The organism is Sulfuricurvum sp. (assembly GCF_028713855.1).
In the GTDB taxonomy this organism is placed as follows: Bacteria; Campylobacterota; Campylobacteria; order Campylobacterales; family Sulfurimonadaceae; genus Sulfuricurvum.
Genome location: NZ_JAQTNN010000006.1, coordinates 106,743 through 133,636, shown reverse-complemented (window position 1 = coordinate 133,636; position 26,894 = coordinate 106,743). Strand labels below are relative to the sequence as shown.

The window sequence follows — 26,894 nt, the reverse complement described above, 5'->3', positions numbered from 1 at the left end:
GTGAATCATCATCTTTTAAATTTTATCATTTTAGGTTCGAGTGTTTGTGCGCAAGAGATTATTACCCTCGATAAAATCCAAATTGCCCAGGTGTATACCGCTATCGATGAGCGACGGGACAATTCCATCGCAAAACGGATTATCAACGCAGAGGAATTAACACAATACGGTGATTCGAATGCGTTAGAGATTCTCCGACGCACCCCCGGAGTAACGATCCCAAATGGTAAAGGCCCCGCTAGTGCTCCGGGTAAGGGATATACGGTGGTGATGATCGACGGTGAAGCAACCTCGACCGGAACCAGTAAACGCTCTAGTCCTCTGGAGCAGATTTCACCCGATATGATTGAGCGGATCGAGGTGATGACGAACGGTTCGGCGGAGTACACTGCCGAATCGATGGGGGGGATCGTCAACGTTGTTCTCAAAAAACCAAAATCGGAGGGGCGAACCTCTGCAAAAGTGACACTCGGTGCTTACGGTGAGGATTTGAGCGAAACCGCGTATGTGCAACGAGAAGGGAAACTCGATAAAGTTTCGTATTTGGTAAATCTGAATGCGTCTAATAATATTAAAGAAGATCGGACGGATATTGTTACCGATAAAACAGCATTGGATACCAATGAAGAGCGTGATGATAGGAGCAAAAATCGCTCCGTGGGTGTGCGTGCAAAGCTCAACTACTCCCCCTCCTCACGCCTTAAAATACTCTATGACGGGTCGGTGACGTTTAATCATGATAGTGACACGATCACTTCGACGACTATGACCGAGGGCTCAGCTACTCCAACGAGCCGTTACCGAAGTCATGACGATGCGACCAACACGATGCTTTGGTCAGCATTGGGGGCAGAGCACCGATTCGGAGATGATATTTTTGAGTGGAAAGCAAAAATCCACTCGTTCGAAGAGCGCGGTGATTTAGAGTCATTATCGACCCCTTCTGCTACCAATCGTAAAGAGCACGATTATGTATTGAGTCGGTTTTACGGTCTTCAGGGGGATTATACGGCACTTCGAGATGATCATTTCATGAAAGGCGGATTTGAACTCAAAAGAAGCGATCAGATCGATGAAACCACAAGGATTTTAAACGGGGTAGATGTCACCTCGGTGAACGATAAAATCCAGATGAAAGAGGACAAACTCTCGCTCTATATCCAAGACGAATATACATTGAATGAGGGGATCGTCATTACCCCAGGACTCCGCTATGAGACATTAAATAGAGACTATGGTGCGACGTTAAATCTGGGTTACTTCGCGCCATCTCTGCACACACTGTTTCAGGTGACATCAAAAGACAATATCCGTGCGAGTGTCGCTAAAACCGTCCGTCTCCCCAGACTCAGCCAACTATCGGCGAGTACCAACAGCACCCTCGATGAAAACAGCATCCATCGTCCCGATGTGATCGGAAACCCGAATTTGAACGAAGAAAAAGCACTGAGTTATGAGCTTCGGTATGAACACTTTTTTGAGGATAAAGGCTTGGCGAGTATCGGCGGGTTTTATCGAACCATCAATGATAAAATCGAAAATGCGATCCGTTTTAACTCCGTATCGGGACGCTATGAGCAAACCCCTGAAAATGCAGGAGAGGGGTCATTGTGGGGTCTCGAGCTAGAGCTTAAAAAATCGCTCAAAGAGTATGTGGAAGGTTTCGGTATTTTCGCCAATGCAACCTTGCAAGACTCATCGCTCACCAACACTCTAACGGGAGTCAAAAGAGAGATTTTACAAACACCGAGTTTTACCTGTAACCTCGGTTTTGACCATACCCTCAAAGCGTCAGAAATTACCTATGGAGCGGCTTATCGCTACGTCGGCGGATACGATGATCCGCAAGAGTATTTCATATCCCAATCGCAAAAAGGGTACGGTACACTCGATCTCTATGCCAATAAACGGCTCAATAAAGCGTTTAAATTGCAGTTTAACGTGAAAAATATCACTGCTTCAACCGTAGAGACAACGTCACGTTTGTACGATGCAGGGGGAGCGATCACCCAAACTCAAGTGGATAAAGAGCACACAAAACCACAGGTTCTTTTATCGGTTGAAGGGAAGTGGTAAGATCGATATTTTGACATGAGAGCCTTAGATGGTATGAATCTTTAAGGAGGTCGATTTTGCAAGTAAGACTCTCGTGTAAAAACACCAAGAAGTCCCACAGGGGACTTTCTTGATAAAGGGAATTAGAGCGTATTTTTAAATAGAGCTACCATTCCCCATCCGAAATAAACAGTGATCCAAAGTATAAACAATGCCAATGAAGCATTAGCGAGCCGAGATACGGCTGAACCTTCAGTTGCCGTATAGACACCTTCTGTTTTTCCGACCTTCCATGCCATAGTCAGGATGAAGGCAATCCCTGTGAATCCGAGTATGGCAAACGTCAGCAAGAACATCGCAATCGTTTCCCACTCTAGATTCATGTGATAACCGTACAAATCGTATCCGATACCGGACATAATGTTATAGCGGATAAGCTCTCTGACACCTGAGATCAACAGTGCAACAATGACAAGCACTCCAGTAGTAAGGTAGCTGTTTTTATTGCCCATCGCTAATAATAGGAGTATAACGACCGAAACAACCGTAGTCAATGAAAGCGGATGTAAAAGGAGATTCTCTTTTTGCATCCATACGGTGAACAATGCCGCACTGATGAGCAAGCCGATAATAGCCATTTTGGTGCCCAATTTTTTAACAAATTCGAGATATTTCGGTTCAAAATCTTTTCGTGTGCTCAAAAATCGGCTGTAGTTTTGCATAAAAATTCCGGTCACCGGAATCATCAAGCTCACCATAAATCCAAGTCGAAGAGGATCGAGATGCATATTCCATCCGGAGTTATCGACTACACCATTAGGTGCATACCAATCCATCCATTTTGTCGGTGAGATCGCTTCAACCGCGAAGTTGTGCATCAAGACACCGCAAAATACCAAGATGGCAAACGAGACGATTCCGATCAGGGTGTTACTCGATGAGCCCTTTTTATTGGAGTATTGATACCAATAGTACATTGTATATCCGATGACAAGCGCATAAATAAAGATAAAGACCCATGCTCCTGAGAGGGTATTTGCTACATACCAACCCGAATCATAAATGACCTGAGTGAACAACAGCGGGGCAACTCCCAAAACGATTAGAATCGAGATACTGATTTTGCCGGTCATAATGAGATGTGGTGTCAGTATTTTCCAATAGGGATCACTTTTTTGTTGAGTACTTCCATAGATCGAAAGTCCCATAGAGCCAAGCGCCAATAATACAAAAGCCGCGTGCAGAGCCCATGTTAAGACATAAAGTCCTTGGAATACTACCGGGTAAAACGGTACGCCGGCAGCATCCTTCATTGTATTTATGAATGTTGCATCCATAATTTTTCTCCTTTATTTGGCTTGCGAGGCAATATAGGCGGCCATCGCATCATACTCTTCGTCCGGAAGAGAAATTTTTGGCATATAGGCGACTGAGCCCGTACCGATGACATTCTTCATGTAGTCTTTAATCCCTGCTTCACCCATAGGCCCTGCTAATGGTATAAGTGGTCGGTAAACACCATCTTTTTCGAGAGAGTGACAGTTTGAACAGGCAATACGCGTTAGCAGTTTTCCCACTTCGAGTTTGTTTTCAGGGGTAATAGTGCGCAGACGTTCAGGAATCCAAAGGTCAAGTTTTAACAACCCTTTTTCGGACAATCGCCCTGTTTCATCTTTGATCCCTTTGCCGGGGACATCTCTTCCGATGATTTGATCACTGTAGACGTATTGCCCCGCTACCCATGGTTTACGCATACTTTCACGCAATTTTTCACCCGGCCATACGCCCACAATACCGATCACAAACATCATCGTGATGGCAAGTGTGCGAGTGACCCATTGCGGTTTGATAATCGCGATAGAGAAATAGATCGAGAACAAAACAGCAAGAATAATACGGTTCATAACGATCGCATCTTTTTGCATTCCGAGCAATGTGTGCGCATTAAGTGGAAGGGTATTAACATACCACATAAAGAAAAAGACGGTGACGAAACCACCCAGTAAGCTGACCCATCCCATCTTTTGCGTCAATTCTTCAGAAAGAGCTTTATTCTCTTTGCGCATGGCGGAAGAGATAATCATCCCGATGATCCCTGACATCATAATCATGAATCCGATACGTAAAAACATATGAGGGAAGGTGTTAATACCGAAAAACGCATCGCTGGCAGAACCTGTCGTGTAATACGCTTCTGTCCCCGGCCACATCATAAAGCTGATAATACCGATGATCAATGCGAGGGTTCCGACCGAAGCAATCGCAAAAGTATAGGTGAGTTTCAGGTGGGTTTTTCGATCTACTTTATCCATAAAATAGATGAGAGCAAAAACACCAAGTACTTCGTAGACGAAAAATACCCATTCCGTAGCCCATACCCATACAAAGTTGTGGATGAGGGCACTGATTCCTCTGGGACTTGCCGCCGTTGCCGTATACCAAATACCCGGTCCTGTGATGGAGCCGATAACGTATGAGAAGATCAGCAAAAACATTCCATAGCGTTTCATATAATCATACAAATCGGTGCGGTTCTCTTTTTGCGCCTTGTGAGCCAAAAATGCGAACAAAAGCGCTGCACCTACAGATGTGTGAGATGCCATAATATGAATAGCACCTGTCAGCCCCATTAGCCATGCCGAGCCAAAATGGGGAACATAAAATAAGGGATACAATCCTAACATATCCATAAAATCCTCCTGTGAGATTTAAGTGTTTAGGTATTTAAAAGAGGGGATGTAGGTGTTGCGAGAGAATATCGAACATACATTTCCTGTTTTTAAATAGGTCTGTACGCACGACAACGTCGGAGAAATAGCAGAAAAAAACGCTATAATTTGGGCGTTGCAATGCAATACGTTTTTCCGTCTGCTTGAGAGCTGCAATTCATAGAGCAGACGGATCGTTGGTTGGCTTTTTTCTGTTTTTCTCCTTCGTTTCTCCTAAATAGTAATTTCCGTAGATAAGATTATGAACAGTTAGTGTTAATTTTGTGTTAAGCAATTAGAATTTTTTTTTAAAAAAATTAGAAGGTTAAATTACACGCTTTCATCGTCTCTTTCCAATCCGTCGAAAAGTTTTTGAGAATGGTTTTGGTGTCATGAGAAACCGTGCAATCAGAGCAGTCATGATGAACTTTGTTTTCATGCTGAAAAGATTTTCCCTGAGGTGCATTGATCGCGCAGTAGCTAAATAGAGTGTTCCCCTCATTATCGGCTGTGGCATTATCGTTAAAGCGGAAATAGGGACAGGCACACCAGTAGCAGTTGAGATGGGGAATATCGTGGCATTTGGTCTTCATCGCGTAGAGAAGACAAAAATCGTTTTCAGTGCGCACCATGTTGTCAAACTCAAAATAGTTGATGATTTGTTCAGGAGTATAGTTACGTGCTGAGAGTTTAGCGACTATATTTTTGTGTTTGTCAGCGTGGCTGTGGAACCATTTAGTGTATGTCATAAGGGTATAATAGCAAAAAAAATCGGAGAGATTCTATGATTATTTGGCATAACCCGAAATGTTCAAAATCGCGTGAAGCATTAAAATTATTAGAAGAAAAAGGTGGGAGTGCCGAAGTGTTCAAATATCTCGATACTCCGCCATCACGGGAAGAGATTGTTGATCTTTTGCAAAAATTGGGGATTTCTGCACGAGAGCTAATGCGTACTAAAGAGGATTTGTACAAAGAGTTGGGACTTGCAAAAATTACGGATGAAGCAAAACTGATCGATGCATTGGCAGAGCATCCAAAACTGATCGAACGTCCGATTCTGATCGATGGAAACCAAGCTGTGATCGGTCGTCCTGTGGAAAAAGTGATCGATTTTTTAGCTTAGGTTCTAAATTTTTGAAGCTTATGACTAAGTTCCGCCGTATTTTCTCCGATACCGTTGGCTACCGTGGTTATGGAACTGATACTCGTGGTATTGGAGCAGGCGATTGCATTAATCGAATCTATTTTCGATGAAATTAAATTCATCCCCTCTTTGATATTTGCGAGTCCTATGTTGGAAGTATGAACGCTTGTGGTTGCAATATTCATCAAAGAAGATGAGGTTTTAATCATGATTTGAACGGAACTTGAGTCTTTGGAGACGATGAGAATTGCTTCGGCAGATTTGTCCATTTTTTGGCTGGTATTAACAATGGCTTCTACAATTGTACGGATGGTGTGATTGATTTTTGATAGACTCTCTTGAGTCCGTTCCGCCAGTTTACGCACTTCATCCGCGACAACGGCAAATCCACGCCCGTGTTCACCTGCCCGTGCTGCTTCAATCGCGGCATTGAGGGCCAAAAGATTGGTTTGATCGGCAATGTCACCTATGATTTCAAGAACCCCTTTGACCTCTTGAGCCTGTGTCGAGAGAGTTTTAAGATCCTCAGAGAGGGTTTGTTGCGTTTGGGCAACGGCTTGAATATCATTATTCATCTGTGAAATCTGTCCGCTGGCTTTTGAGAGGTGAGTTGAGGCCTCATCAATTTTGATATTTGTGTCATCCGATGCACTTGAAGTGCGCTGCACAATATCTTGCAGGGTGACGATTTGTGTGTGGGTCTGAGATATGTCCGTTGCGCTCGCTTCGAGTCGCCCTTTGATAATTGTGCATACTTTATTCAGTTCTTCGGAGGAAGAGATGCTATTTTGGGAAGAAGATTTTATCCCGTTAACCATTTTTTGAAGCTCTTCCATTGAATCGTTCATATCTTTTGCCGCAGTTGAGAGTTCATCATCTCCGTTAGAATCAATCCGTTCCAGTAAATCCCCTGATCGAAGATGTTGGGCAATTTTAGTCAAATTAGCAATTTTCTTGAGCAAATATTTGGTGATAAAATGGAGTACAAAATAGACAATCACCATTCCGAGCGGAAAAATGACGGCAATGAGGATCAGGATGTTTTTGAACTCTTCCTGTGCAACAAGATAGAGATTGTTTGCATTCGTGATTTGGAGTTCAATCAGGCCATCAAGCTCTGCACTCGCGGGAGTGATACTGTAGGGAAAATCACTTTGGAGGAGGTCGAGAATACTCATAAGCTCTTTTGCTTTTATCGCTTTTTCGAGCAAAACGATCGAACGATCTGCCCGATCGATGGTCTCTTTTGCCTTTGGAAGCTGTTTTATTTCTTCGGGAGTTTTGGAACCTTTGCTATAGGCACTCCATTGTTCATTGAAATGTTGATGCGATTTTTGAACAGAGATTAGAGTTGATTCGAAATCTCCGACCCCTTCTGAGAGGTTTGTCGCACTTTGCAGTATCTCTTTGTCGAGGGCATTTTTACAAGAACGGAGATTTTGCAGCGGTTGGAGACTTTGTGTGTGAATGGTCTTTAAAGAGGTGTTGGATAAAAATATGCCGATGACCCCGATACTAATAGCTAAAAGGGCAAAGAGTTGAGCCATAACGACAATAAGGGTGATTTTTTGTCGTATGGAGAGACGTGAAAATAAGGATAATGAGGTCCTAGCAACCATAGGGTGCACCTTTTTTAAAAAGTGCGGAAGTGTAAAACCTTATGGTTACAATAAGGTCACATTAACGATCAGTAGAGAATCCGATCCTTTTTAGCCAGCCAAAGATCGAAGAGTTTTTTTGTCTTTTCCGTATCAACAGGATGAAGATCGAGAGCGGTATCCGGATGCTGTAAAAGAGTATAAAACTGATTATCGTCGAATCCGCCTCGTGCGGCATCGGCCTTCGAAGCTCCATAGTATACAGCGGGAATCCGTGCCCAGAGAATTGCGCCCATACACATGGGACAGGGATAGCAGGTGGTGTAGAGGATACAGTCGGAAAGATCAAAGCGTCCTAAAATCTGAGAGGCTTTGCGGATAGCATTGATCTCCGCATGGGCAGTAGGATCGTTGGTTCGTAGCACTTCGTTGTGGGCGGAAGCGACAACTTCTCCGTTGTGGATAATGGCAGCTCCGAAAGGACCTCCGTCATTGTTGTGCATACCGTTGATCGCTTCATCGTAAGCGATTTGCATCCCGTGATTCATCAATTTTTGGCTACACATGACGGTGCTAGGAGCTCAGGACGATACTCGAAATGCATCGTATCATAGTGATACCATCGTCCGCCCCAGATGAAACCGTATTTTTCAAAAATGCGTACGATAGATACGGGCATTGTGTTGCGATAGCCGATGTGAGCAGTCTCTGATGGAGCTTCGTCCTTCCAGTATTGGGTTTTGGTCGGGGCGAGGTCGATGGCGATACCGTAGCTGTGCATAGAGAGCCGATCGGTATCTTGGATCACCCGATAACAGTAGGTTGTTGCTCCTTCTGCCCAGATACGGTCACTTTTAGGGAGTTTTGAGATCTCTTGACCGATTGCATAGAGTTTTTTATCCACTCCGCCCACTTTGTTCACGGGGAGGTTGAGGGTTCCTTTTAATGTCGGCCAGTTAATGTGGACAAGATTCTTTTCAATGGCTTTTTGATCTTTGCCGTAGAGTGCTTGAAAAAAAGGTTGGTAGCGCAGACGTCCCGGATCAAAAAGGTATGACGGCGGTGTATCATAACCACCTGCATCGTAGTGTTGCTCTACTTGTGTCGCAAGGTCAGCATGGTTTATTTTTTCATCCCATGATGATTTTGAATCTTTTGTATGGTAGGAAAAACGGGTTCCGTCTTTGAGAACAATCGCATTCTCATCTGCTGATGCGACAAGGTTGGGGTAACCTTCGAGGTAACATTGCGGATTAGCCCAAGAGAGAGAAAAAAGCAAAGCCGAAGCGGTTAGAATAGTAAAAGATCGCATATATACTCCTATTATGGATCATATTTTATCGAATAATAAACAAATCACTCTATTTTTGTATCTTCACAATCGATTCACACTTATATGTCATGATAACGCTATCTAAACAATAGGAGTATCCTATGAAAGCATTACGTTCTATCAGCGCTGTTTTAAGTGCGGTTATGATTTTATCGGTTTCGGCATATGCTGATCGTCATGATAATGACCGAGGAGGACGGTATGTTCCAATCCAGCATTATAGTCATGACAATCGTGGAAATTACCATCACAACGGTGGGAACTGGGTTGTCCCCCTCGTGATCGGAGGGATGTTAGGGTACGTGCTTTCTGAGCCAAACCGAGAGAATGTGACTTATGTTCAGAGCGTTTCGACTCCGGCTCCCGTAATTTATGCTCCACAACCGGTTTATGAGGAACGATGGGTCTATTTTAGTGATTGTGATTGTCAGCGCAAAGTATTGGTGCCTGTTCGCTGATTTTCTTCTTTTTTTCTTCATACATCGCCATATCCGCAGCTTTGATCAGTGTGTCGCTGTCAGTAGCATGATCCGGATAGAGTGCCATTCCGATACTGGCACGTGCCCGGAGCGTTGTTGATGCATCCAGAAGAATCGGTTCGCTAATAGCTGCATTGATCGTGTCCCGGATCGTTTGCAAATGCTCCTCGCTTTTAATCTCTTCGATCATAACGATAAACTCATCCCCTCCATAGCGGCACACCGTATCACTGTTGCGCAGGCAGGAGAGGAGATTTTTCGAGACATTTTGTAATAACCGGTCTCCTGCTTCGTGACCGTAACAGTCATTGACCCGTTTGAAATCATTCATGTCGACAAAAAAGAGGGCTATTTTTTGCTGCGTCCGTCGGGCACGTGAAATGGCATGGTGAAGCCGATCGTTCATCGCGGAGCGGTTTACTGCACCCGTAAGGGGATCGTGTTGTACACGATGGTTCAGTACATCCAGATGAGAAGTGATTTTGGTAATATCATGGAGGTTAGCAACATAGCTGACAAGACGATTGCGATGGTAGATCGCGGTGATAGTGACACTTAGTATTTTATCGTCGGAACCGGAAGGTTTAGAGAGGGTACCTCTCCATGTATGGTCGGGATCGAAGGAAGAGAGGATAGTGTTAAACGCGAGCCGCTCTTTGAAGAGATATTTACCGATGTGGGTTCCGTATAATTGATTTTGATCGTTAAGCGCGAGGGCGAAAAAGCTCCGGTTGGCAAATTCAATAAGCCCTTTATCGTCGGTATAGAAGATCGCATCCCCGGCACTCTCTAATGCAGTGGAGCGTTTATTAAGCTCATCAAGGGTTTTTTGGGAGACGGTGATATCTTGAGCCATACATAGAATTTCCCCTTGTCCTCCTTCGAGCAGCCGGTTGCGCCATTCGCAAAAAATTTCATTGCCGTGTTTGGTAATATTGTAATTTTTGGAGTAACTGATCCCCTCGGAAGCAGCTTTTTGGAGGATATTTGTAACATGGGCTTTATCAAAATTGGGGACGATAAGCTCCAGAATCTCTTCCCCTAATCCTTCGCCGCTTTCCCAACCGAAAATTGCTTCGGCAGTCTGATTCCATTCGATAATACGATACTCTTGATCAATGACGATAAGCGCTACGGGAGAGTCATTGAAAAATTGATGATACCGTTTTTGATTTTGAATGAGACGGCGATTGAGAATAAGTGAGTGGGCAACCCATAGGGCTAAAACAAAAACGAGAGACGGGATTGCTAAAAATTCCATCAAACAGGGGTATTGGAATGAGAACCGGGGTACGGCAATGGGACAATGCAACCGATATAAAGGGCAAAGAACATGCGGGAACTCATGGGAACAGGCGATATCCTTGATTAATTTTATGGATTATATTACGTTGTATATTATTTGGACATTAAGCGACTTTTGATATTTTCGCTAACTTTTGAGATATCAAGCGGTATAATAAAGAGATTAAAGAAGAGGAGAGAGGATGTTTTTCCCCACACTTGGGCTAATTGCAAGCACGAATGTCATAACGGTAACGATTCAAAACACCATTCAAGATGCCCTGAATAAAATGCATGAACATAATCATCGCAGTATCGTGGTGGTAAATAAAACGGTTTATTATATCCTTTCAACGAAAGATATTATTCGGTTAAAACGGGATGGAACTCCTTTCTCAACCCCTCTGTCTCAAGTACCGTTACGCTCTCTTCCCGTGATTGAGAAAGATAGTAATATCATCAACGCCCTTAATCTCACCGATGATGTTGACGAACATATTTGTGTGTGCAACCAAGACGGGAGTCTTTACGGACTGGTTACCAACAGCGATATTGTCGCGAGTGTTGATCCTCAAGTTATTTTGGATTCACTCCAGCTTTCGACCATATTCGAGAAAAAATATGGGTTTAAAAGTTTCACTCCCGATGCATCGATGGCGGAAATATTGGATTACATGAAAGACGCTCTCAGCGATTGCGTGATTATTCAGGAAGGGAACAATGCGGTCGGAATTCTCACTTCCAAAGATATTCTGAAATTTATCGGAGAAGCCAAAAATGAAGAGATGCGTGTATCGGAAGTGATGTCTTCTCCGGTTGAGACCCTCAGCGATAAATCTTCCATCAACGAAGGGCTTGAATACCTGCGCAAGCGCTCTTTTAAACGGATTGTTGTCACCAATGACGATCAGCATGTGGTTGGAATTGTGACCCAGCAAGATTTGATCTCACGTACCTATCTCCGATGGTCGCAGTTGATGCAGGACCATTTTCGGCAGTTTGAAGAGATTACTCAGATTCTTCAACAGCGCAATCGTCATTTGTCCGAACTTGCGACCAAAGATTCTCTTACCGATGTCCATAATCGCCATATGTTTACCGAATTATTTGTGAAAGAGATCTCTATGGTGAAACGTCATGCGACAAAACTCGCATTGGTGATGATAGATTTGGATCATTTTAAACAGGTTAATGATACCTACGGTCACAATATCGGCGATTTTGTCCTTAAGCATTTTGCCGCTTTGGTCAGCTCTACGGTACGTGAAGCTGATATGTTCGCTCGCTGGGGCGGCGAGGAGTTTGTTTTGTTGTTACGAAATGCAGGGTGCGATGAAGCATTCGGCGTCGGTGAAAAAATTCGCTCACTTATTGAGACGCAAGCGTTTGATGGCGCCGGGCGGGTGACGTGCAGTATCGGCATCACCGAAGTGGCTGCAGACGATACGATTCAAAGCGCCATTGAACGGGCGGATAGTGCGATGTATGCGGCCAAAGATGCGGGACGAAATTGTACGATAGCGTGTGAAGCGCGCTAATGAAGTTTATTACTCTAAAATCGATTGTATCGGATACAGCGTTTACGTTACAATCCACCCAAACCATTGCCAAAGCGCTCGAGATTATGGCAGAACACGCAATCAGCTCCATTGTCATCGTCAATGATGAAAACTGTCCGATCGGAATTTTTACCGAACATGATGCGCTTCGTGTGGTTGCCGAGGCAATCGATTTGCAGAGTCCTTTGTTTGCGGTAATGACAGCGAAGCCTTTATGCGTCGATGAGAGCCTCTATTTGCATGATGCTTATACGATGATGGAAGAAAAAAAATATCGTCATTTGGTTGTTATTGATTCCAACGGTAGATTTACCGGGGTTGTAAGTGAGGGGGATTTCCTCCGCCATATTGGATTTGAACAGCTGAGTAAGTTTAAAACGGTTTCTGAAGCAATGAGCGAATCGCCGCTTATGGTTCGGCTTGATACTTCACTTGTCGAAGCAGCGGGATCGATGAAAGAACGTAAATGCGATTATGCGGTGGTATTGGACGGGAATCATCCGGTAGGGCTTATAACCGAGCGTGATATTGCCCATTGGTGCGCTCACGAAAAAGAATCGTGCGATGTAACCGTTGCAAAACTCATTCATCGTGATTTTCAGATTATACGAAAAGATATCCCTTTGCCGGAAGCTGCGGCGCTGATGGAAGAACACGGTGTTCATGAACTGATCGTAGAGGATGAGAGGGGAAATCTTGTCGGATTGTTGAGTCGCCATGATGTACTGCATGCCGTTCACGGTGCTTATTTTGAATTTTTGATGCGGGTGATCGATCAAAAGAATAATACGATTAGCCAGATGGATGAACGCAAGCATCAGCTTCAGGATGAAAAAAAGTCTATTGAAAAAAATGCATTGAAACTGCGTAAACTGTTGGAAGCACTTCCAGATGGTATCGTTCTTTTGGACAACGTTACGATGGAGGCGATAGAGTTTAATGAAGCGGCTTACACCCAATTGGGATATACGGCTGATGAGTTTGCTGAATTGTATATACCTGATTACTGTGCAATTGAAACACCGGAAGAAACACGTAGCCATATTGCGGCCATAGCACGTGATGGACGAGACAGCTTTGAGACCATCCATCGCAGAAAAGATGGAAGTTTGTATGATGTAAGGGTGAATGTCGTTGCGATTAGTCTTTCGGATATTCCGCATATGATTGCCGTGTATCGAGACATTTCCGATCAAAAGCGAGCGGAACAGGATCTGCGGGATCAGCAGATTGCACTATCACAACAAAAGACGTTTTTGCGTACCCTTTTAGACAATATTCCGGATCTTATTTTTTCGAAAGATCTAGACGGTGTTTATATGGCCTGTAATACTACGTTTGAGCGATTTTTTGGAGCAAAAGAGTCTGAAATTATCGGTAAAACCGATTTTGATTTTGTTGATTCGGCATTAGCAGAGTTTTTTCGTGACAATGATAAAGCGACAATCAGTGCAGGGAGGCCTCGAAATAATGAAGAGTATTTGAAGTTTGCCGATGGGAGTTATGAGGGGACGTTCGAGGTAACAAAAGCCCCGATACGAGATGCTTCAGGTGCTATAAACGGGTTGCTAGGAATAGCACGCAATATTACTGAGCGTAAACTTTATGAAGAGCGTCTCGAGACATTGGCTAATTATGATCCTCTGACCGGTCTTGCAAATCGTGCTCTCTTTCAGTCTCATCTGCATAATTCGATCGAAAAAGCGAAACGGCATCAGAGTGAGATTTCATTATTGATGTTCGATTTGGACCGATTCAAAGATATCAATGACAGTTATGGTCATGGTGCGGGAGACGAGTTGCTTCAGATGGTCTCACAACGTTTTTTGGAAAGGCTTCGTGAGGGGGATATGATTTCCCGTTTAGGCGGAGATGAATTTGCGGTAGTTATTGAAAATACCGTCCGTCCTGAAGATGCCGGAAAGCTGGCTGAGGAGATGATCGGTGCATTGGCACAGGAATATCGGCTTTCAGGAGGGGAAGTAATCCATATCGGCTCAAGTGTCGGTATTGCCGTTTTCCCGGATAACGGAAAGGATTCGGCTAGCCTTCTTCAGAATGCGGATGCGGCGTTGTATAAAGCCAAATCGGAGGGGCGCGGAGTTTACCGGTATTACACGGATGAGCTAACCGATTCGGCACGCAAGCGGATCGAGTGTGAGACACGTCTTCGCCGAGCTATCATCAATCAGGAGTTTGAAGTCTATTATCAGCCTCAGGTTCATATTGCAACCGGGCGGATTGTGGGAGCCGAAGCGCTGATACGGTGGAATGATCCGTTGAGAGGATTGATTTCTCCGTTGGAATTTATCCCGATTGCCGAGGAAACGGGACTGATCGGCGAGATAGGCGAATGGGTGTTGAATGAGACGTGCAGACAGGGAAAAATCTGGCTCGATGAGGGGCATAGGTTGACATTGGCGGTGAATCTTTCGGCTCATCAGGTGCGTCATCAAAATATTCCGGAAATGGTTGAGGCTGCACTTGAAAAAAGCGGCTATCCAGCCGATCGGTTGGAACTGGAACTCACAGAGAGCGCATTGATGCAGCGTGAAGAGGAAGCGGTGGCAATGCTTCATGCACTTCGGGCGTACGGAATACGGCTCGCTATCGATGATTTTGGTACGGGGTATTCCTCTCTTGCGTATTTGAAGCGGTTCCCTATCGATGTGTTAAAAATTGATAAAAGTTTCGTGGATGATATCCCGTTTGAAACCGATGATATGGCGATTGTTACGGCAATTATTGCGATGGGACAGGCGTTAGGATTTCAGGTATTGGCTGAGGGGACGGAGCGAATTGAGCAAATTGACTTTCTCAAAGAGAAAGGGTGTACGATGTACCAAGGGTATTTCAAAAGCCCGCCGGTACGTGCTGAGGAGTTTGAGAAACTCCTTGGATAAAAGGGAGTGCTACTCGACGCGGTTTCGGCCTCTCTCTTTAGCCAGATAGAGTTTTTCGTCAACTTGAGCAATATACTGATCAATTGTTGCCTGATTTATGGGTATGGTATTATCTATTAAAACCACAACTGTTCCGATACTGACGGTATATCGGAGGGATAGATTCTCAACAATAAGGTCGCTAGACGCCGTTGCATCACACACTTTTTTAGCCAGAGCAATAGCATCTTCTTTGTTTGTTGTGGGAAGTAAAATCATAAACTCTTCTCCGCCAAAGCGGAAAATATAGTCGGATTTTCGAAGCGTTTGTTCCAAAATACCTGAAAAATGTTTGAGCACTATATCCCCTACCGCATGACCATAGGTATCATTGATCGCTTTGAAATGGTCCAAGTCACACATCATGAGCGTAAATTCTCTTCCCGTTGCTTTGGAGATATCCAACTTATTCAGCATGATTTTATTGAATAGCCGACGGGTCAATAAATGGGTAAGAGGATCTTTGGCGCTCTCTTCGATTTCATTGAGAAAGGCAATTTCATTTCCTATTTCGAGTGAATAATAATCAATCCGCTGCATCAGATGGATAAGGGTTGCCGGACGTGCCAATTTATTCTTGCAGTAATTGATAACATTCGCAGCCAAATCATGAAGATTGACATGGAGCTGTTCGATCACTTTGAAATGGGAGGTTGAGAGAAGGTATGAGGTTGTCGAACTGTTCATCCATCGTCCGAATTCACAGAGGTTTGGATTGAGTTCAGGAGGAGGGTTATTAAATTCGTTTTTTTGTATATAGATAATGAGATTAAGTATCCATTGGATGTGACTTTCATAATGAACCATGAACTTCTTTTCCGGCATCAGGGCGATATGGGAGAGGCGAAGAGTATTTTTAAGGGTGAGCTGATTTAAAAATCTCTGTAGATACAACGAGGTAATCCGATCTTCATGCTCCGAAAAATAGCGATTGATTGAATCAATGTGTTGCAACTTTTGTTTTTCGACAAGAATACCGAGGAGCTTACGGACGATCGTAATAAGTTCACTGTAGAGAAACAGATAAGAGATGTCGTTTTCGATCGTATAATATACGAGTATTTTGGTATTTTGATCGATTTCCTCTTTCGAGTTCGAAAGGAGGAGTGCCAAAAGGAGTTTTTTCTGTTCGGCGATTACATGGGTGTAGAGAAAATCGTTTGCGGGGTTAAATTGTATACTCTCCACATTGATACTAAAATCGTCTACACATTTTTGAATATCAGGAAAATACTGAGAGATTATATGCATCTTAATCTACCCTTCTCATATAACAGTTATGCAGAAAGTATAACAATAAATTATGAAATTTAATAATTGTTTGAAAAAGGAGTTTTAAAAACTCCTAGGATAAAGGTTATTTTAGCGTGTCAACATAGCTGGCAATGGCTTTCATGTCCGCATCGCTGAGAGTGGCAACATTGCCTTCCATGATCACTTTTTGATCGCCGCCGAAGGTTCCATTTTTATAACCGGTTAGTTTTGCCAATGCTCCGCTGCCGCCTGCGATCGCTTTGCCGGCGACGGAGGTGTCTTTGCCGTCCATACCATGACATTCCGCGCATTTGGCACCGTAAAGTTTGGCACTGTCTGCCGCCATAATGGCTGATATACCGAGTACTAAGAGAACAAACGCTTTTTTCATGTTATATCCTTCGGGTCATATTTGTTTATTGTAACACATTTACTTTACCATCTGCATAATCCCCATTACAATCTCGACCCCGATCAAAACAATAATAATCCACTCTAAAAACTCGCTTTTTTTATGATTGATCAAATCCATGACCAGCATGACGTCTTCTTTGATCTGGGCGAGTTTAGAGAGGGCGATTTCATGCCGATCATAGAGTTCAAGGATAAAAGCCAGACGGTTGTAGAGCGATTCGGCTTCTTCATTGTCCCAAAGAATATTGGGTTTGTCGAGAAGCAGCAGGTTGCTTACCATATCATGACGGGTAAGGGCGAGGCGTTTGGCAAATTGCATCAGATGACCTCTGCGCATGATCGAAAACGTGCGGATGGATTCAACGATTCGGCGACTTTGGCTAAAGAGGGTATCGAGCCGTTTTTCATAACGCTCTAATCCGACACTTTGGGAGACAGCAAGTGCAATGACGTTCAGATTTAAGGTCGAAACTTCACGTAAAATGATCGCTTCGTTCGTGACAACAAAAGATTCTGCTGATGATGGGTCAATGTGTATCGGATAATCTTGGGTAATGAGTTCATCATCTTCCATCGAAATACCCAGCACCGAGAGCGCATTTAGAATCGTTTTTTTCTCTTCGGCAATAAGGGTAAGGACTCCAAACGGGGATAACGCGATATGTAGAGTATTGTTTTGCCCGAAATAGCCGTTCTCAACCCCTTTATTCATTACAGCATCCAAAGAATACTCGATGGTTGTTTTGGTCAAATTGCGGTTTAGATTGAGGGATAACAGGTTCATATATCTCCTTTTAACCGAAGTTTTGTTTCCCATAGTGTATCATTCGTTGATTACAAAGAGGTGATAATGCAACGAAAAATAGTTATAGGATTGATCAGTATAGTGTTAGGCTGGGGTTCTCTTTTCGCAGATGTATCAGAGATGATTTTTTATCCCCAATCCGATTTTTCGGAAGGCATACTCCATTTTAACTATCAAGGTAGCAAAAATAAAAATTACGGATTCATGTTTGACCGTGGATTTGATCCTACACGGCTCGTTTATGTCCGTCCTGATAATAATACGATTGAAAAGCTGAAAGATGGAACGGTCAAGCTCTCTTTTGCCAATACCGACCGCTATTCGTATATCCAACGGGCATTCAAAGACGATTTTTTGGTTTCCGAAAATAACGGTGTCTATAAAATTCTCCTCAGCGGCGGTGATTGCAAGGGGAGTCCGGATTGTGTTACGGCGGAGAATATTCTCACCGTGAATGTTCCAAAAGGGTTTGGAGTCCGCAAATACGAAGGGCTGGATCAGGATCTCAAGCCGCTTAAAAATTCTAAATGGCAAATTAAAGGGAATGTATTCACTATGACCGCACGCGATGTCAAAGGGGCGTGTGTGATGATGGAGCTTGAAAAACTTAAGCCGGGGCAGGTTGTTACTCCGGTTGCCGTTACCAATCCGATCATTCCTCAGCCCTCTGCTGCGGTCGCTGTGTTAAAAGTGCCTGATCCCTCGCCGATCGTGAATGTACCGGAACCTGTAACCGTTGTAATGGCTGAGGCGCCGGTTCCTGCCGTAACGGCTCCGATAGTCAAAGCAGCAGCAGCGGATATTGTTGTAGCAACTGCTCCAATGGTTAAATCCCCTGAAGCCGAGACTTCAGTGTTTGCAACTCCGATAGCGAAAGCACCGGCAGCTCCTGTTTTAAAACCGATTGCCTCTGCTGCACCGGTGACAAAACTGATTGCCCCTAAAATTGATTTACCGGCTCAATCGGCGGTTGCTCCTAAGCCTGTGGTTGAAAGACCTTCCACCCCTGAGCTTGCACCGTATTTCCGAAATTTTCAGCTCTTTCAGAGTCGTATCGTAGCGTTGAACGAGGATGGGAAAGATCGTTTGCGCGAATGGGCGAAGCTCTTTAAATCAAGCGGATATAAAACAATCATTATTAACTCGTATACCGATAATATTCCGCCGCAACGGTTAAAAGCTCTATATGCAACAAATGAGATTCTCTCAGAAGCGCGGGGTAAAATGGTGGCGGAGTTCTTGGTGACTCAGGGAATTGACCCAAAAATTATTACGGTCAACGGGATGGGAGATGCCGATCCGATTGCTCCGAACGAGACCGAAGAGGGACGATCAAAAAACCGCCGTGTAGAGTTTATTCTCGCCCGATAATATCGAAGATATTAACACCCTCAGGCAGACGGGGTTTGCTGTCACGGAAGGAACGGGTATTGGATATAAGCCGCTTGAAATGTTTACGCAGATGGTAGGCATCGGGAACATTCGGACGGAACCAATCCCCTTTGGCACTGAATAGCCAGTCAATAACCGCCTTGACATCAAGCAGAGTGTATCCCTCTGTATCAAGAAGAACTTTAATCTGCTTCGCCCAGCTTTGAACATTTTCTGGCACTTCGAACTGTGGATCGATCGAGGCGAGATGTCGGATGAAGTATTGCGCCATTTCAAACTCTTCCATGGTCGGTTTGGCTTCGGCAAGCTCTTGAGTTGAGGCTAATACCGGAGCATTTGAACTTATCTCACGCCGCACCCATCGCTCAAATTCGGCACACCAGTCAAAAGAACGGCGGTTTTGACTCCGCTGGTATAGGTTGAAATCATCAAAAAGCTCTCGTCGAAGTCCCTCGCGATCACATAATTCCAGGGCAAAAGCGTGCATCTGTGAGTATGTTTCATTTGAGAGGTTCAGGTAATAGTTGCTGTCACTGTATTGCGTTGCTGTAAGTGCTACATTCGAAGCGGATAGTGTAGCGATCGGGACAAAGGTGTAATAGATCATTACCCCTTGTTCCGTTTTGCGGCGGAGTGTCTTTAGAATGTTTTTTTTGACGAGGCTATCGAGAGCTTCTATCACTTCTCGCGGGCTGTGACGGAGAACCTGAGCTAACGTAGAGGCATCGACATCGCTCGGTTTATCTCCCCATTGCTGGGTATGACGGGCGATAAGGGGAATTATGGCGCGCTCCATAAGACTTAAATCCTCCCGATCGATCAGAACAGTAGGAAGGGTAATCATGAACGTTTGACCGAAGAGATGAATTTTGCTTTAAGCGGTGCAGCAAGGATATCGTTTTTAGAACGTTCACGACGCAAGATTTCATTACGGTATTCGTGAACCACCCGTGTTTCAAAGAGACTTCGATCCAGTGAAATGTAGTCATAAATCCATTGTTTGGTGAGGGCTTTGACGACATTGATATCCGTTTCATCCAGCAGAGCTTTTTCTTCACCAGCACGTTTGATAGAGGTGAAACGGATCGCTTCAAACCGCTCAAGAGCACTTTTTTCACCATCTCGTATCGAACTCACATCACGGCGGATATCATACATCAATGCATAAAGTTTTTGCGTTCTATCGTGAGCTTCCAGATCTATAGGTGAGAGGGCTTCATCTTCAAATTCCGAAGCGATTAAGGCAATTTTTTCGAAGGCAGTTTTATAGGGCATATCACGTGATGATAGCCGATTTAGAAAACTACTGTACCGATTGGTACCGATAGGACGGATCAGTTCATCGATATGACTACGTAAAAAAACGTCTTCCTCAATTTTAAAATAATTCATCAAAGATGTGACGAATTGAGTGCGGATTTGATCTTCAGTTGGTCTGTTTTGCATAGATAAAGTATATCACGATGATCTTTAGAGAAGTGTTAGGGTAAAAATAAGGTAAAATAATGACGGGTGTTTGCAAAATACCTTAAATTTGCACTAAAAGAGTTTTATGCTCACGATAAATGAAACGGTTATCCCTGATGGCGATACGGAACTCGGCGATAATCTTCTCTATTACGATTACAATATTGATCACCTTCTCTCGTTGGAAGCCAAAGGGCTTACGATGGAAGATGAGGGGTACATCAGTGCGTTTCGCTCGTTTGAGGGAGAAGTGTATGAAAACTATATTTACGAAAAGCTACTCCGTTTTGCCACTAATGAACCAAAGATTAAAAGTTTTATTATTAAAGGCCCCCATAAGCACCGTACCCGTGCCCAAAGTGACGCATTATCGGTAAGCTGGAAAGGGCAGATCATTTATCGTGCCCGGCACAAAGAAATCGGGGAGTTCGACGGATTGCTTTTCACTGACAAAGAGCTTTACTTCGTCGAGATGACCCTCGTCAAATCGGTGAGCAATCTCAAAAAACGACTTCGTAAAAAACGGGCATTGCTCGAAGTGCTGTTTCCCCGTTATAACGTGAAAGCGCTATTAGTGCTCAACGAAGGTGCGACGGGAACATCGGACCTGCCTCCTTATGCCTCCGTATGGCTTACAAAACCCTACAGCGCCCGCCATATTTTGGATCGACTCAGCAGTAAATCTCCGCGCGCACCGATGATCCGTGTTGAGAGTGCTAAGATCGCCCATGCGGAAGAGCTGAAAGTTGCATCATTCAAATACTACAGTACCTTATCGTGGATGTTGCGCTCGCTTCGTGCAAAATCCCCTATCGATATGGATTTTTTTAATCGAAGCGCGACGCAGCGTTATCATGATATTTACACGAAAGTGTATGTCGGATATCTCAGCGTTGACGATTTTAAAACGCTTGCACCGGATGCGAAGTTTGAGGGGAGCAATGCGTCACGGGTTGTTGTCGCGATTGAAAAAGACCATGTCGGAGGCTATTTCCTCACCTATTTCGTCCGCCACAGCGCTAAAAAACTGGACAACATCACCCTAACGGGTTCGACGACCCGGACGGAGAAAAAAGATCCGTTTGGGATTACCCTCACCGAAATGAATCATCTTGATAAAATAATGGATGAGAGTTTTGCATTGAGTCTGCCGGAACTGCGTATTCTCGAAGAGAAAATAAAAAATCAGAGCTTCATTAAAAATTCATAATAACCCGCTAACCTTCGCAAAAAAAATAACCTGTTTACATTTGTTAGGTTACACTTTTGAGAAAGTGTATAAAGGGTTCTTGTGAAAAAAATTATCGTTTTATTATTACTGGTTGTAAGTGTTTGGGGTGCGGCGTATAAAGTCGGTCAATCGGTTCAGCCGCTGAATTTAAAAGACCAGTTCGGGAAAATGCACTCTTTAAAAGAGATGCCTAAGACGTTGCTTTTGGCTTACGAAAAGGGGACGGGTGCCACGGTGAATGAGTATCTCGCCGCGCAGGACAAGGGGTACTTAAATGCTCATAATGCGATATTCGTCGCCGATATCAGTGGAATGCCTACCTTTATCAGCAATACGTTCGCAATCCCGAAAATGCAGAAATATCCCCATATTGTTTTATTGATCGATGATGAAGAACTTGGTTTGAAATTTCCGGGGCAAGAAGAGAAAATCACCGTTATGAAACTAAAAGGGAATGTCGTTCAACGCATCGATTACGTCAGTACCGCCGATGAACTCAAACAGGCGATTGAGCAGTGATTACCCCGCTTAAAGCCCTTCGTAAAAACCGTTTCAAAACGGCGCTCATTTTTATCAGCATGAGTGTTTCGATTTCCGCTATTTTTCTTATCAGCGCGATTTCGGGCGGAGTGGTGAGCATGTACAGTGCGATGCTCAAAACCGACGGAGATATCATCGTCACTCAGCGCGGGATCGCCGATACGTTTTTCAGCGATATCAACCGCTCTTTGCTCCATAGCATTGCACAGCTGCATGGAGTGAAAGAGGTAAACGGTCTTATATTGGGGGCGGCTCCGGTCGATCCGCTCCCGATTGTAGGGATTTACGGAGTGAGTGAGGGACGATTTAAGGGTTATCATTTGACGCAGGGTAGATACCCTAACGCGGGTGAAGCGATGTTGGGATCTAAAATCTACGAGACGCTGAAACATCCTAAAATAATAACCCTTTCCAAAAAAGCATTTCCCGTTAGCGGTGTGTTTAAAAGCCGTATCGGATTTGAAGACGGCGGGGTTGTGATGGATTTGCAAAGTGCGGGGATGGTATTTCACAAAAGTGCTTCGATTTTTCTCCTCACCCTCTCTGATTTGGGGGAGAGTACTGCGATCATAAATCAGATCAACGCGATGCAGCCCGATCTGGAAGCTAAAACCACCGACAGTTTCATCGATTCGTACAATCAATTCAAGATTATAAAAACGAGCTCGGATGTGATCGGCGCGATGGCCTTTTTGATGGGGATATTGGGAATCGTGAGCATGATGAGTATGGTGGTGAATGATCGAAAAAGTGAATTTGGGATTATGCGTTCCATCGGACTCTCTTCGTCGGTGATTATTTTTAAACTTCTCAGTGAAACACTGATTATTGCTGTTATCGCTTTCGCGGTAGCCTGGGGGGTTAGCGAAGGCGTATTGGACCTGATCAAGCACGCCGATAAATTTCAAGGCTACATCAACGGTGAAATAACGATTGGATTGTTGATTAAAGTATTTGTTGTATCGGTGATAATGGCGCTGTTTGGGACGTTGATGCCGGCGATTTATGCTTCACGTATCGATCCGATGAGCTTGATCCAAAAGGGGGGAGCGTGAAGATCGTTGCGGAAGCTTTAGAACATTATTACGTCCACGAGCACGTTTTACGCGGGATTGATCTGAGTATTGAACCGGGAAGCTTTACAGCCATCATTGGAGAGAGCGGAAGCGGAAAGACGACAGTGCTCTCCATCCTCTCAACGTTGCTGCGCCCTTCGAGCGGCCATGTGACGTATGATGCCAAAGCCCTTTCGGAATGGGGAAGTATAGACCTGTTCCGACGCCGTCATATCGGATTCGTTTTTCAGTTTCATTATCTGATTTCGTATCTGACGCTGCGTGAAAATATTGCCCTTGCCGCACTCCCTGAATTTCAAGAGGATATTGATCCTCTAATGGCACGGCTTGGGATTGAACGTTTTGCACAACGCTACAGTGATGAGGTCTCCGGAGGGGAGCGTCAGCGTGCCGCTATTGCCCGTGCTCTGATCAACCGTCCGTCAGTGGTATTCGCCGATGAGCCGACGGGGAATCTGGATACGAAAAATGCGTTAGGAGTGTATGAACTTTTTCGGGAGTTTTCACGCAATGATACGACGTTTGTCGTTGCGTCCCATGACAAAAAAATCGCTGATTTTGCCGATACGATTATCGAAATGGAGGATGGCATTGTTAAAGACATTTTTAAACGATGAACTTCCTCTCGCCCTTGTCTGGCTCATATTCGGATTGATTGCGGGACTCGTCTATTCGCTGGAGATATTGGGATTAGACGGCTCACAGACATTGTTTTCCCCTGAACGCGCCCGATCATTGCATATTTCTTTGATGCTGTACGGTTTTTTCCCTTTGTTGTTGTCACTTTTACCTTTTGCTCTGTTTGAAAAAGAGGGGGTATTATCAGTGAATGCAATAGCGCATTTACGCCGTTATTTTGTTGTGTGGAACCTCTTTTTACTTTTTATGAGCATGGCACTGTTGTTTGGAAATATGCGAGGGCTCCCTTTTTATGATTTTCCTTATCAGCTCAATTTTCTCCTCGCCTTTAGCGGTCTGTTTTACCTTCTAGCGCTCATTGACGCATTGCGCCGTTACGAAAAGCGCCCACTGTGGGTGAATGTATCGCTTATCACTGTTGTCGCCGCGCCGATCGTATTGGTGATTTTAATGAATCCTCAATACGGTCAGGTGGAGCAAACCCTAGTAGGTCCGCATGGAGATAATACATTGGGGATGAGTTTCGCACTTCTTCCGCTTTACTATTTATTGGTAAAACTGGTTTCAAAAGAGCCGTTTGCCCCTCGTTGGCATATTTTGTGGATCGTTCCGCTGAGCGGATACATTATCTCGTTGTACATTCGTAATTTCATTCATCCTCTCACTTATAATGAAGAGTGGTTTTTTCAGTATCTGACCCTGCTGTATCTTCCGCTTCTTTGGCGATGGTGGCATGATGGCGCTTTGAAATTCGAGTATAACCCATATCTGTTTTTCTCGATCATTGCGTTTGTCTTTGTGGATATCGAAGGAAATATTTTGTTTATTCCACAGATTCGGGAATTGATTCACCGCAATGATCTGGTTGTGGGACATGCTCATATCGCGATGGGGATTGCCGTTGCCTTTATGGCGCTGACGATAGTGCATCGCTCACTTCCTGCATTGATGACACGTACATTCGCTACCCTTTGGACAACACTGATTGCGCTGATGGCACTTTCATTGAGTGTTGCCGGTATGGTGGAAACAGGATGGATACACACAGATGCTCAGCTTTTTTTTGGCGGACGTTCATTGTTTGGATTTCTCTTGATTTTGATAGTTTTTCAGGTTCTTTGGCACCGTATAAAACCACAGCATATAACTTTGATTGAAGGCTACCACTGGATCGGTTTTTTAAGCGATACGGGGGGTGGATTGATACTCCTTTTAGCCGGCGGATGGATTTTCCCTGTGATGGGATGGCATTTCAGCGGAACGTATGAATATGTCATTTTTGCTTTTATGATCGGGACAGGGATAGTGCATTGGACTGGATTGCACGGCGATGCAGAACGTTTGGCTGCTCTGAGCGCGACGATACGTTCTCTGGTGGCTTCGGTATTTGCAGCACTGTATATGGCGGGGACATTGGACACTATTGCAGTATTGGTAGCCTTTTATGATGGAGTCTATGCGATGATCTACTGGCTTTATGTACGGGGCAGAGAGTGAATTACCTCGTAATCGTACTTGCTTCACAGCTTCTTTATTATCTTCTTATTGCACAAACTGGGGTTGTCGGAGTGTTTGATTCGCATATACATGATCTTTATACCCTCCCTATCGGAGGGATTATCGGAAGTGTTCTGAGTGCTTATTGGCGTCATCAAAATATCCGGATGGAACTTTATGTATTGTTTGGAATTCAGATACTTATTTCCTGGTTTTATCCGGATTATTCACTGGAAATGTTGCTGCTTCTTGGGTTTGTGGTAGGGTTTACGACTCCGTTGCTACTGTATATTTTTAGGTCCCAAAGTATGTTACAACTTGCTTTTGGATTGGCGATTTCGTATACCGTAGGAACGGCTTTGTATACCTATCCATTCGTTGAACGGGGAGCTATTGCGATTATATTGCCGCTTCTATCGGTGAGCGCTTTGTATTTTTCACATCTAAAACATCAATGTGAGAGTGAGAGCATCTCTTTTCATTGGGAAATACTTGCGGTAATGATGCTCTGGATTTTTGCCGATTCGGCACTCTTTGAGACACTTAGCCGGTCCGGTGGAATGGATATTTGGCGCACATACCCGCTCATTATTATTCCGGCGCATCTCTTAGGGGTATTTTTAGCCTATCGATATGGCGGAGAGCTTATGAGACAAACACGGGCTATTTTGGGTTTATTTATTCTCAGCTATGCTTTATATTGGTTAAAAGAGCCGATTTTACTGTCGGTTGTCTATCCGGTTGTGATTTCTTATTATAATGTTTTGCTATTTCAGGCGTTGATACGATTGGCAGACATACGCCTCATTGCATTATCGATGGTGGGAGTCGGCTGGATCGCTTCATCGATTGCAAACGGACTTGCTATAGAACATCGGTTCTGGATAGCTGCGGCAGTGTTAGGGCTTTTTGGAATTATCTATCCATTCTATCATAGGAGAATATTATGAAAAAATTGAGTATATTGGCCATTTTGGCTTGCGGAATGTTGTATGCGGGGTCTTTGAATTTCGAATCGGGCTCGGTTAAAGCGCATACGGAAGTATTTGGTGATAGTACGATTGACCCGATGGCGAAGAAAGCAACTTCGCATTTGAGTATGGAAGCAAGCCCTTCGACGTTAAAAGGTTCTATCGAGATTTCGATGGGTGATCTATTCAGCGACAATAAAAAGCGTGATGAACATATGCAAGAAGCATTGGAGTCCTCTTCGTTTCCCAAAGCGGTATTTGATGTGAAAGAAGTGGTTGCAAAAGGGGGGGATAATTACACCCTAAAAGGGATGATGAATCTTCACGGTGTAACGAAACCGATGAGTTTTGACGGGAGTGTTTCTGCCGAAGGAAACAAAGTTCGAATCAAAGCGACCAGTTCATTAAAAATGACGGATTTCGGGATGAAACCGATTAAAATGATGTTCCTGACCGTGCGGGATCAAGTCGATTTGAATGTTGATTTGGAGTTAAAACGGTAG

Annotated in this window: 25 protein-coding genes; 13 read left to right on the top strand and 12 right to left on the bottom strand. The window is 44.1% G+C overall.

All coding sequences use genetic code 11. From position 1 onward, the window contains the following. The gene (locus PHI47_RS07495; protein WP_299935670.1) at positions 1-2,076 is read left to right on the top strand and encodes a TonB-dependent receptor; all 2,076 of its coding nucleotides are present in this window, start codon (positions 1-3) and stop codon (positions 2,074-2,076) included. A gap of 122 nt (positions 2,077-2,198) precedes the next feature. Here PHI47_RS07495 and PHI47_RS07490 read toward each other — a convergent pair whose 3' ends face one another. From PHI47_RS07490 to PHI47_RS07480, 3 genes are all read right to left on the bottom strand, one after another. Then, positions 2,199-3,392 (bottom strand): hypothetical protein, encoded by a 1,194-nt coding sequence (locus PHI47_RS07490; RefSeq protein WP_299935667.1) that lies wholly within the window; start codon positions 3,390-3,392, stop codon positions 2,199-2,201. A 12-nt stretch (positions 3,393-3,404) separates the two neighbouring features. Further along, positions 3,405-4,745: a cytochrome c gene (locus PHI47_RS07485; RefSeq protein WP_299935664.1), complete on the bottom strand. Its 1,341-nt coding sequence runs from the start codon at positions 4,743-4,745 to the stop codon at positions 3,405-3,407. 335 nt (positions 4,746-5,080) lie between these two features. Then, positions 5,081-5,512, bottom strand: a complete 432-nt coding sequence (locus tag PHI47_RS07480; protein WP_299935661.1) for a hypothetical protein — start codon at positions 5,510-5,512, stop codon at positions 5,081-5,083. A gap of 35 nt (positions 5,513-5,547) precedes the next feature. On the opposite strand from PHI47_RS07480, the gene arsC reads away from it, so the two are divergent. Next, positions 5,548-5,889: an arsenate reductase (glutaredoxin) gene (gene arsC / locus PHI47_RS07475; protein ID WP_299935658.1), complete on the top strand. Its 342-nt coding sequence runs from the start codon at positions 5,548-5,550 to the stop codon at positions 5,887-5,889. Here the strand turns inward: arsC and PHI47_RS07470 are convergent. The 3 genes from PHI47_RS07470 to PHI47_RS07460 form a co-directional block, all read right to left on the bottom strand. Continuing rightward, the gene (locus tag PHI47_RS07470) at positions 5,886-7,529 is read right to left on the bottom strand and encodes a methyl-accepting chemotaxis protein (RefSeq protein WP_299935655.1); all 1,644 of its coding nucleotides are present in this window, start codon (positions 7,527-7,529) and stop codon (positions 5,886-5,888) included. The two genes, arsC and PHI47_RS07470, sit on opposite strands and share 4 nt — an antisense overlap. A gap of 68 nt (positions 7,530-7,597) precedes the next feature. Next, positions 7,598-8,056: a nucleoside deaminase gene (locus PHI47_RS07465; protein WP_299935652.1), complete on the bottom strand. Its 459-nt coding sequence runs from the start codon at positions 8,054-8,056 to the stop codon at positions 7,598-7,600. Further along, positions 8,056-8,820 (bottom strand): M15 family metallopeptidase, encoded by a 765-nt coding sequence (locus PHI47_RS07460; protein ID WP_299935649.1) that lies wholly within the window; start codon positions 8,818-8,820, stop codon positions 8,056-8,058. The genes PHI47_RS07465 and PHI47_RS07460 overlap by 1 nt, the downstream gene beginning before the upstream one ends. A 122-nt stretch (positions 8,821-8,942) precedes the next feature. On the opposite strand from PHI47_RS07460, the gene PHI47_RS07455 reads away from it, so the two are divergent. Further along, complete coding sequence (locus PHI47_RS07455; protein WP_299935646.1) at positions 8,943-9,299, top strand: hypothetical protein; 357 nt, start codon at positions 8,943-8,945, stop codon at positions 9,297-9,299. On the opposite strand, the gene PHI47_RS07450 is transcribed toward PHI47_RS07455, so the two are convergent. Next, on the bottom strand, positions 9,253-10,581 hold the full coding sequence (locus tag PHI47_RS07450) for a diguanylate cyclase (RefSeq protein WP_299935642.1): 1,329 nt from the start codon (positions 10,579-10,581) through the stop codon (positions 9,253-9,255). The two genes, PHI47_RS07455 and PHI47_RS07450, sit on opposite strands and share 47 nt — an antisense overlap. A 226-nt stretch (positions 10,582-10,807) precedes the next feature. Here PHI47_RS07450 and PHI47_RS07445 point away from each other — a divergent pair, with 226 nt between their 5' ends. Together PHI47_RS07445 and PHI47_RS07440 are read left to right on the top strand one after the other, a co-directional pair. Continuing rightward, the gene (locus tag PHI47_RS07445) at positions 10,808-12,142 is read left to right on the top strand and encodes a diguanylate cyclase (protein WP_299935639.1); all 1,335 of its coding nucleotides are present in this window, start codon (positions 10,808-10,810) and stop codon (positions 12,140-12,142) included. Beyond that, positions 12,142-15,066, top strand: a complete 2,925-nt coding sequence (locus PHI47_RS07440) for an EAL domain-containing protein (RefSeq protein ID WP_299935637.1) — start codon at positions 12,142-12,144, stop codon at positions 15,064-15,066. The genes PHI47_RS07445 and PHI47_RS07440 overlap by 1 nt, the downstream gene beginning before the upstream one ends. A gap of 9 nt (positions 15,067-15,075) precedes the next feature. Here the strand turns inward: PHI47_RS07440 and PHI47_RS07435 are convergent, their stop codons facing one another. The 3 genes from PHI47_RS07435 to PHI47_RS07425 form a co-directional block, all read right to left on the bottom strand. Continuing rightward, a complete protein-coding gene (locus tag PHI47_RS07435; RefSeq protein WP_299935635.1) occupies positions 15,076-16,356 on the bottom strand; it encodes a sensor domain-containing diguanylate cyclase in 1,281 nt (426 codons plus the stop codon). A 106-nt stretch (positions 16,357-16,462) separates the two neighbouring features. Then, the gene (locus tag PHI47_RS07430) at positions 16,463-16,750 is read right to left on the bottom strand and encodes a c-type cytochrome (protein WP_299935633.1); all 288 of its coding nucleotides are present in this window, start codon (positions 16,748-16,750) and stop codon (positions 16,463-16,465) included. A gap of 39 nt (positions 16,751-16,789) precedes the next feature. Continuing rightward, complete coding sequence (locus PHI47_RS07425) at positions 16,790-17,557, bottom strand: RMD1 family protein (RefSeq protein WP_299935630.1); 768 nt, start codon at positions 17,555-17,557, stop codon at positions 16,790-16,792. Between the two features lie 66 nt (positions 17,558-17,623). On the opposite strand from PHI47_RS07425, the gene PHI47_RS07420 reads away from it, so the two are divergent. Next, entirely contained in the window at positions 17,624-18,949 is a 1,326-nt protein-coding gene (locus tag PHI47_RS07420) for an OmpA family protein (protein ID WP_299935628.1), read from the top strand. Here PHI47_RS07420 and PHI47_RS07415 read toward each other — a convergent pair. Both PHI47_RS07415 and PHI47_RS07410 read right to left on the bottom strand, forming a co-directional pair. Then, complete coding sequence (locus tag PHI47_RS07415; RefSeq protein WP_299935626.1) at positions 18,933-19,766, bottom strand: hypothetical protein; 834 nt, start codon at positions 19,764-19,766, stop codon at positions 18,933-18,935. The genes PHI47_RS07420 and PHI47_RS07415 overlap by 17 nt on opposite strands. 44 nt (positions 19,767-19,810) lie before the next feature. Then, complete coding sequence (locus PHI47_RS07410; RefSeq protein WP_299935625.1) at positions 19,811-20,416, bottom strand: hypothetical protein; 606 nt, start codon at positions 20,414-20,416, stop codon at positions 19,811-19,813. Positions 20,417-20,522: 106 nt separating this feature from the next. Here PHI47_RS07410 and PHI47_RS07405 point away from each other — a divergent pair, with 106 nt between their 5' ends. The 7 genes from PHI47_RS07405 to PHI47_RS07375 all read left to right on the top strand — a co-directional run bounded on the left by PHI47_RS07405 (position 20,523) and on the right by PHI47_RS07375 (position 26,894). Beyond that, entirely contained in the window at positions 20,523-21,647 is a 1,125-nt protein-coding gene (locus tag PHI47_RS07405; protein WP_299935623.1) for a hypothetical protein, read from the top strand. Between the two features lie 81 nt (positions 21,648-21,728). Beyond that, on the top strand, positions 21,729-22,187 hold the full coding sequence (locus PHI47_RS07400; RefSeq protein ID WP_299935621.1) for a hypothetical protein: 459 nt from the start codon (positions 21,729-21,731) through the stop codon (positions 22,185-22,187). Then, positions 22,184-23,263: an FtsX-like permease family protein gene (locus tag PHI47_RS07395; protein WP_299935619.1), complete on the top strand. Its 1,080-nt coding sequence runs from the start codon at positions 22,184-22,186 to the stop codon at positions 23,261-23,263. The genes PHI47_RS07400 and PHI47_RS07395 overlap by 4 nt, the downstream gene beginning before the upstream one ends. Then, positions 23,260-23,901: an ABC transporter ATP-binding protein gene (locus PHI47_RS07390; protein ID WP_299935618.1), complete on the top strand. Its 642-nt coding sequence runs from the start codon at positions 23,260-23,262 to the stop codon at positions 23,899-23,901. The genes PHI47_RS07395 and PHI47_RS07390 overlap by 4 nt, the downstream gene beginning before the upstream one ends. Beyond that, positions 23,870-25,420, top strand: a complete 1,551-nt coding sequence (locus PHI47_RS07385; protein ID WP_299935617.1) for a hypothetical protein — start codon at positions 23,870-23,872, stop codon at positions 25,418-25,420. The genes PHI47_RS07390 and PHI47_RS07385 overlap by 32 nt, the downstream gene beginning before the upstream one ends. Next, positions 25,417-26,370 carry a hypothetical protein gene (locus PHI47_RS07380; RefSeq protein ID WP_299935615.1) on the top strand — a complete coding sequence of 318 codons (954 nt, stop codon included), beginning with the start codon at positions 25,417-25,419 and terminating at the stop codon, positions 26,368-26,370. The genes PHI47_RS07385 and PHI47_RS07380 overlap by 4 nt, the downstream gene beginning before the upstream one ends. Beyond that, on the top strand, positions 26,367-26,894 hold the full coding sequence (locus PHI47_RS07375) for a YceI family protein (protein ID WP_299935614.1): 528 nt from the start codon (positions 26,367-26,369) through the stop codon (positions 26,892-26,894). The genes PHI47_RS07380 and PHI47_RS07375 overlap by 4 nt, the downstream gene beginning before the upstream one ends.

What these genes read in the sequence shown, in the direction of transcription:
- PHI47_RS07490 (WP_299935667.1), bottom strand. Translation starts at nt 3,392, where the DNA reads ATGGATGCAACATTCATAAATACAATGAAGGATGCTGCCGGCGTACCG.
- PHI47_RS07485 (WP_299935664.1), bottom strand. Translation starts at nt 4,745, where the DNA reads ATGGATATGTTAGGATTGTATCCCTTATTTTATGTTCCCCATTTTGGC.
- PHI47_RS07480 (WP_299935661.1), bottom strand. Translation starts at nt 5,512, where the DNA reads ATGACATACACTAAATGGTTCCACAGCCACGCTGACAAACACAAAAAT.
- arsC (WP_299935658.1), top strand. Translation starts at nt 5,548, where the DNA reads ATGATTATTTGGCATAACCCGAAATGTTCAAAATCGCGTGAAGCATTA.
- PHI47_RS07470 (WP_299935655.1), bottom strand. Translation starts at nt 7,529, where the DNA reads ATGGTTGCTAGGACCTCATTATCCTTATTTTCACGTCTCTCCATACGA.
- PHI47_RS07465 (WP_299935652.1), bottom strand. Translation starts at nt 8,056, where the DNA reads ATGAATCACGGGATGCAAATCGCTTACGATGAAGCGATCAACGGTATG.
- PHI47_RS07460 (WP_299935649.1), bottom strand. Translation starts at nt 8,820, where the DNA reads ATGCGATCTTTTACTATTCTAACCGCTTCGGCTTTGCTTTTTTCTCTC.
- PHI47_RS07455 (WP_299935646.1), top strand. Translation starts at nt 8,943, where the DNA reads ATGAAAGCATTACGTTCTATCAGCGCTGTTTTAAGTGCGGTTATGATT.
- PHI47_RS07450 (WP_299935642.1), bottom strand. Translation starts at nt 10,581, where the DNA reads ATGGAATTTTTAGCAATCCCGTCTCTCGTTTTTGTTTTAGCCCTATGG.
- PHI47_RS07445 (WP_299935639.1), top strand. Translation starts at nt 10,808, where the DNA reads ATGTTTTTCCCCACACTTGGGCTAATTGCAAGCACGAATGTCATAACG.
- PHI47_RS07440 (WP_299935637.1), top strand. Translation starts at nt 12,142, where the DNA reads ATGAAGTTTATTACTCTAAAATCGATTGTATCGGATACAGCGTTTACG.
- PHI47_RS07435 (WP_299935635.1), bottom strand. Translation starts at nt 16,356, where the DNA reads ATGCATATAATCTCTCAGTATTTTCCTGATATTCAAAAATGTGTAGAC.
- PHI47_RS07430 (WP_299935633.1), bottom strand. Translation starts at nt 16,750, where the DNA reads ATGAAAAAAGCGTTTGTTCTCTTAGTACTCGGTATATCAGCCATTATG.
- PHI47_RS07425 (WP_299935630.1), bottom strand. Translation starts at nt 17,557, where the DNA reads ATGAACCTGTTATCCCTCAATCTAAACCGCAATTTGACCAAAACAACC.
- PHI47_RS07420 (WP_299935628.1), top strand. Translation starts at nt 17,624, where the DNA reads ATGCAACGAAAAATAGTTATAGGATTGATCAGTATAGTGTTAGGCTGG.
- PHI47_RS07415 (WP_299935626.1), bottom strand. Translation starts at nt 19,766, where the DNA reads ATGGAGCGCGCCATAATTCCCCTTATCGCCCGTCATACCCAGCAATGG.
- PHI47_RS07410 (WP_299935625.1), bottom strand. Translation starts at nt 20,416, where the DNA reads ATGCAAAACAGACCAACTGAAGATCAAATCCGCACTCAATTCGTCACA.
- PHI47_RS07405 (WP_299935623.1), top strand. Translation starts at nt 20,523, where the DNA reads ATGCTCACGATAAATGAAACGGTTATCCCTGATGGCGATACGGAACTC.
- PHI47_RS07385 (WP_299935617.1), top strand. Translation starts at nt 23,870, where the DNA reads ATGGCATTGTTAAAGACATTTTTAAACGATGAACTTCCTCTCGCCCTT.
- PHI47_RS07375 (WP_299935614.1), top strand. Translation starts at nt 26,367, where the DNA reads ATGAAAAAATTGAGTATATTGGCCATTTTGGCTTGCGGAATGTTGTAT.